This window comes from Campylobacter sp. (genome assembly GCF_017646085.1).
GTDB lineage: Bacteria > Campylobacterota > Campylobacteria > Campylobacterales > Campylobacteraceae > Campylobacter.
Map to the genome: position 1 here is coordinate 1 of NZ_JAGCNF010000097.1, position 5531 is coordinate 5531.

At 34.1% G+C, this 5531-nt stretch carries 6 protein-coding genes; 1 reads left to right on the forward strand and 5 read right to left on the reverse strand.

The window, feature by feature from the left end:
* Positions 1–88: 88 nt before the first annotated feature.
* The 5 genes from J6V67_RS05110 to gmhB are packed head-to-tail and all read right to left on the reverse strand — an operon-like array spanning position 89 to position 4641.
* Positions 89–1186, reverse strand: a complete 1098-nt coding sequence (locus J6V67_RS05110) for a restriction endonuclease subunit S (RefSeq protein WP_291859706.1) — start codon at positions 1184–1186, stop codon at positions 89–91.
* Positions 1187–1229: 43 nt separating this feature from the next.
* On the reverse strand, positions 1230–1787 hold the full coding sequence (gmhA, locus tag J6V67_RS05115; protein WP_291859709.1) for a D-sedoheptulose 7-phosphate isomerase: 558 nt from the start codon (positions 1785–1787) through the stop codon (positions 1230–1232).
* A 9-nt stretch (positions 1788–1796) separates the two neighbouring features.
* Positions 1797–3173, reverse strand: coding sequence for a D-glycero-beta-D-manno-heptose-7-phosphate kinase (rfaE1, locus tag J6V67_RS05120; protein WP_291859712.1), 1377 nt, complete (start codon positions 3171–3173; stop codon positions 1797–1799).
* On the reverse strand, positions 3173–4138 hold the full coding sequence (rfaD, locus tag J6V67_RS05125; RefSeq protein WP_291859715.1) for an ADP-glyceromanno-heptose 6-epimerase: 966 nt from the start codon (positions 4136–4138) through the stop codon (positions 3173–3175). Before rfaD ends, rfaE1 begins: the two co-directional genes overlap by 1 nt.
* On the reverse strand, positions 4135–4641 hold the full coding sequence (gene gmhB, locus J6V67_RS05130; protein ID WP_291859718.1) for a D-glycero-beta-D-manno-heptose 1,7-bisphosphate 7-phosphatase: 507 nt from the start codon (positions 4639–4641) through the stop codon (positions 4135–4137). The genes rfaD and gmhB overlap by 4 nt, the downstream gene beginning before the upstream one ends.
* A gap of 150 nt (positions 4642–4791) precedes the next feature.
* On the opposite strand from gmhB, the gene J6V67_RS05135 reads away from it, so the two are divergent.
* Complete coding sequence (locus tag J6V67_RS05135) at positions 4792–5100, forward strand: c-type cytochrome (RefSeq protein WP_291859722.1); 309 nt, start codon at positions 4792–4794, stop codon at positions 5098–5100.
* Positions 5101–5531: the final 431 nt, after the last annotated feature.

Here is a 5531-nt window from a genome sequence, read left to right on the forward strand (position 1 = left end):
GAATGTATGAAAGAGTTAAAACCAGCCCTTGCATTAGAGCTAGCTAGGCAGATTATTTAGATAAATTTATCATAGTTTATTGCGATTACTAGATAAACATTTTATTAAGCAATGCCTTTTTAATATTTTTTAATTTTTCTACCTTGCGCTGTTGAAGGGTGATAAGGTTATCAAGTTTAGAGAAAAACGCACCGATTTTTTCTTGTTCTTTTGAATTTTTGGGAATTTTATTTATAGCATTTCCATAATCACTAAAATAAATGTGCGGTATGGTTGCACCATTTATAAAAAAAGAAAAATCCATTTTCTGCAATAATACATAAAGAAAATTTATACAATTATTGCTTTGTAGTGCACCCATTGTTCCTATAAAAGCAGTATTTTTTGGCAGTAAACGAACTCTACCAACACCTGAACCATCTTTGATAATAGTTATATAATCAAGTGTTTGTGGATTTTTCTTTGTTTTTCCTATTATTCCATTGGCATCATATAAATCATAAATTCCTTCTTTTTCAATATCACTATTTGATAAATTGGAACTTTTATATATGCAATTTTCTTTAAGTTTACTTTCCACCCACTCATCACTAAAATTTTTAAAGCGAATTTTTGGGGTGTTTTGGTTGTTTTGTGGGAATAAATTTTGCAAACAAGATTTTTTTATCTTTTGCAATTTTTCAAATTTGCTTTGGTGAAGGGTGATAAGGTTGTCGAGAGACTGGAAGTAGGTGCCGATTTTGGTTTGTTCTGTTTCTTCTGGAATATGAATATCCACATTATTGATTATTGTTTTAGATAAGCTTGGAACACCAGTAGATTCATCTTTTGATTTCCAATTAATTTTTTGAAAAATACAATTCAGAAAATCTAATTTGTTATTTTCTCTTGGAAGTGCGTAAAATAGAGTATCAACAGTCCAAAAAGGAGCTTTTAAAATATAAGGTTTATCTATAGTTCCTTTTCTTCCGATTCCAATAGCATCTTGATTATATGACAGTGCTTCATTAACAGATAACATATATCCACCAGTTCCATACACAGGGATATTACCTTCTAAAAGATGTTTATAATCTCTTCCACTTTGAACATCTACACAATCCCCCAACTTACGCCGTTCCCAAGGGTCAGTAAATCCTGCAAAACGAATTTGCGGAGTTTGTGCTAGTTTTGATGGTTTTTGCATTTTTATCCTTTAAATTGGGTGCTATTATATCTAAATTGACCCCTTAAAACGCTCCATCTATCGCAGCGCAAATAGTATGAATAATCAAAATATGCATCTCTTGAATTCTAGCCGTATCATTAGAAGGTACAACTACATTTATATCACACAAACTATTCATCTCTCCACCACCTTTGCCGCTTAGTCCTGCGGTTTTAATACCCTTTTGTTTTGCAATTTGTAAAGCCTTTAGGATATTTGTGCTATTTCCACTAGTGCTTATACCAATTAGCAAATCTCCACTATTTCCTACGCCACTAAGCTGCCTAGCAAAGACTTCATCATATCCATAATCATTGCCAATAGCAGTAATAGCAGATGTATCAGTTGTAAGCGCAATAGCAGGAAGAGATATTCTCTCGCTCTTATATCGCCCAGTTAGCTCAGCAGCAAAATGTTGAGCATCAGCTGCGCTTCCACCATTTCCGCATATTAAAATTTTATTACCATTTTTTAGTGTTTGTAGGGCTAAATTTGCTAAGCTCATTACCGTCTCATCAATGCTAATAACACAGTTTGCCACCTCTAAATGTGCCTTTAATTCATCTGTAAATATGCTCATTTTATCCTCTTAGTTTTTGATTTTTTCTATTATTTTTGTAGTACTTTTTCCTTCGATAAAGTCAATTAGCTCAACCCTTTTAGCAAATTCGCTCCCTACGACCTCTTTATTAGCATAATCTGCACCTTTTACAAGTATATCAGGGCGGATTGATTTGATTAGTTCGTGTGGGGTTAACTCATCAAAAATCACAACAAAATCGACAAATTCCATCGCGCATAACATAGCAGCTCTATCATATTGCGTATTTACTGGCCTATCATTGCCTTTTAGTGATCTTACCGAGCTATCTGAATTTAACCCTACTACTAATATATCACCAAGCATTTTAGCCTTTTGTAAGTAGCTAATATGTCCTAAATGCATAATATCAAAACAGCCATTAGTAAATACTAATGTTTTACCGCTTCTATCTACCTTTAAAAGCTCATCGAGCTTGACTATTTTACGCTCAAAACCAATCTTTTTAGTTTTTAGGCTCTCTATTTCGCCCCAGCTAGCATCTGCGCTTCCAACCTTGCCAACTACTACTGCAGCAGCTAAATTTGCATTATCAATGGCTTCGTGAATACTCATCTTGCTAGCTAGACAATATCCAAGAGTAGCTAGCACACTATCGCCAGCACCTGTTACATCAAATACCTCTTTAGCAAGAGCTGGAAATTTGCGTACGCAACTATCTAAAAGTCCGATACCATCTTCGCTAAGCGTGATTAGTGAATACTCTAGATCGTAGTTTATTTTCATAGTTTTTAATGCTAGTTCTAGACTTTCATCATTATCAATACTAAAGCCTAGCGCCTCGCTTGCCTCTTTTTTATTTGGTGTTAGAAGGGTTGCGCCTTTATATTTGCTATAATCTTTACCTTTTGGATCGACTAGAACCATTTTGTTATTATTTTTAGATATGGCAATTATCTGTTTTGTTAGATAATTGCTCAATACACCTTTACCATAATCACTCAATAGCACGATATCATACTTAGCTAAAATATCTTTAAATTTGCTTACGATCTCATCAGCGCAACAAATATCGCACACACTCTCAGTATCAAGTCGTAAAACTTGCTGGTGAGATACCATTACACGGCTTTTTTGGCTTGATTTTCTGCCTGTTTCGCTAATTACTAGCTCAGCCTTTGCGCCACGGCTTTTTAAAAGCTCTAAAATCTCAACTCCTAGCTCATCATCGCCTACTACGCTTATTACGCCTACATCTGCACCAAGAGCGATTAAATTTGATACGACATTACCGCAGCCGCCCAGCCTTTTAGTTTCATTTTTGATATTTACTACTTGAACTGGAGCCTCTGGGCTAATGCGCTCACAGCTTCCCCATATGTAGTGGTCAATCATTAAATCCCCAACAACTAAAATCTTAGCCATTACTTAATCTCACTATGATAAATTCTCTTTATTGATGGAAGATAATCTTTTATAGCATCTTCTAAGCTCCATTTTGGTTTATATTTTAATCCTTTTATCGTAGGGGCGATATCGGCTTGAGTAAAGAATTGATACTGAGACGCAAATGGATTAACAATATACTCATTTCCTAAATTTACGCCAATTTCACGCTGCAAAATATCAGCAATATCTTGAAAGCTTCTAGCATTTCCAGTACCTACATTATAGACGCCACTTTTGCCTTTTATGGCTAGTTCATTTGCAGCAATTATATCTTTGATATAGACAAAATCACGCTTGATCTTATCGCTACCTTCAAAAAGTCTTGGCGCCTTACCGCTTAGGATTTGTAAGCCAAATTGAAGAACCATAGAGGCGGTTTTATTTTTAAAAAACTCCCCATCACCAAAGACATTAAAATATCTAAGCCCTACGATATGAAGGCCGGTTTTAGCGTTAAATTCACGCCCCATCTCATCCATCATAAGCTTTGAAAATCCATATACATTGCCAGGATTTTCACCTTTACCTACGCTTTGCGGGCTTGGCGCATCTCCATATGTAGCGCCACTACTAGCATATATTAGCTTTGATCCATTTTCGTAAGCAATATTAATAATATCTTTAAATGAATTTAAATTTACCTGCATTATCTCATCTTGTTCTGCTACTGTTGTATCAGATATAGCAGCTTCGTGAAAGATCACATCTGGGGCAAATTTACGCATTTTTTTGATAGTTTCCTTGTCGCAAATATCGCCACAATGAATTTGACCTTTAAAACCAATTAGATTTTTATAATGCCCAAAACTCTTTAAATTTCCATTACTAAAAGTCTCATTAGAGCGAAATTTATCCACTACTAAAACTTCGTTCTTTTCCATAAAATGTTTGGCTAAATTTGAGCCTATAAAGCCAGCTCCACCTGTTATTAATACTTTCATTTTTGTCCTTTTATATATTCTAAAACTTCTAATACGCTTTTAAATTCGCCATCATTTTGGCCAATTAGATATCCACTTTCTACGCCAGCCCTGCGTGCTGCTTCTAAGTCGCTTGGCTTATCGCCTATCATTAGCGAAGCTTGCGGGTCGATATTATGCTCATTTAATGCTTGCAAAATCATACCAGGCTTTGGTTTTCTGCAGTTGCAATTATCGCTTGGTATATGTGGACAGTGATAAATTTCCCTAATATTTACTCCATAAGCAGCAAATTTGCCTATCATATACTCACTAAGCTTAGCAAAATCACTTTGACTATAATACCCTCTACCAATTCCAGATTGATTTGTTACTATAAAAATTTCATATCCAAGTGCCATAAATCCAGCTAATGCTTCAAAAATGCCAGGCATAAACTCAAAATCTTCTATACGATATACATAGCCAGGGTCGTAATTTATCACCCCATCACGGTCTAAAAATAGTGCTTTAATCTTTTCCATAGGTTGATTTTATCTATTTTTTAGTTTAAATTCACTTAATATAGCCCAAATTTAGTTTGCAAAATTTAGAAATTTAATTGTAGAATTTAATCTAAATTTTAGAATATTGGCACTATAATACCAGTATTAAATTTCAAAAAAGGATATAAAATGAAAAAAGTAGTTCTACTAGTTGCATTAGCCTGTGTAGGTGCATTCGCTGCTGATGGTGCTGCGATTTATAAAAAATGCGCAGTTTGTCATGGTGCTAAAGCTGAGAAAAAATATTTAAATAAAGTTCCAGCTCTAGTTGAGATCGATCCAGCTCAAAGATTAGCTGATATGAAAGCTTACAAAGCTGGCGCTATCAATGGCGGTAAAGGTAAAATCAATATGGGTGCTATTATGAAAGGTCAAATGGCAACTCTAAGCGATGCTGATATGGCAGCAGTTAATGACTATATTTCTACACTTAAATAATTCTAACTAGCTAGCATTTGCTAGCTAGGCTTTTAAATTTCGCTTTTTTATTCGTCATTTATATTGATTGTAAAATCTGCTTTATTTGCATTGGTTGATCTATTATCATAATCCTTACTCATCTTAAAAACTATTTACCCAATTACATAAACCATAATCAATCCCAACCTAATCCTAATCCCAAAAAAATCCTTTAATTCCCCAAAACCCCCAACCCAATTACACCCCCATAATATTTTAATATTTCACCAATTCTAATCCAAATCCCACTATAAAAATTATAAAATACTCAAGTCATAAATCTACAATATCTAATCTAAATTTTATAAATTTCTCAAATTTATTAAAAAATTTGCAATATTTTATTCAAATTTATCAAAATCCCCCCCCCCATATAAACTTTTTAATATTTGGTTCGATATAATAAAAAC

Excerpts from the sequence above, each read along its gene's own strand:
- J6V67_RS05110 (WP_291859706.1), bottom strand. The coding sequence starts at position 1,186 with ATGCAAAAACCATCAAAACTAGCACAAACTCCGCAAATTCGTTTTGCA.
- gmhA (WP_291859709.1), bottom strand. The coding sequence starts at position 1,787 with ATGAGCATATTTACAGATGAATTAAAGGCACATTTAGAGGTGGCAAAC.
- rfaE1 (WP_291859712.1), bottom strand. The coding sequence starts at position 3,173 with ATGGCTAAGATTTTAGTTGTTGGGGATTTAATGATTGACCACTACATA.
- rfaD (WP_291859715.1), bottom strand. The coding sequence starts at position 4,138 with ATGAAAGTATTAATAACAGGTGGAGCTGGCTTTATAGGCTCAAATTTA.
- gmhB (WP_291859718.1), bottom strand. The coding sequence starts at position 4,641 with ATGGAAAAGATTAAAGCACTATTTTTAGACCGTGATGGGGTGATAAAT.
- J6V67_RS05135 (WP_291859722.1), top strand. The coding sequence starts at position 4,792 with ATGAAAAAAGTAGTTCTACTAGTTGCATTAGCCTGTGTAGGTGCATTC.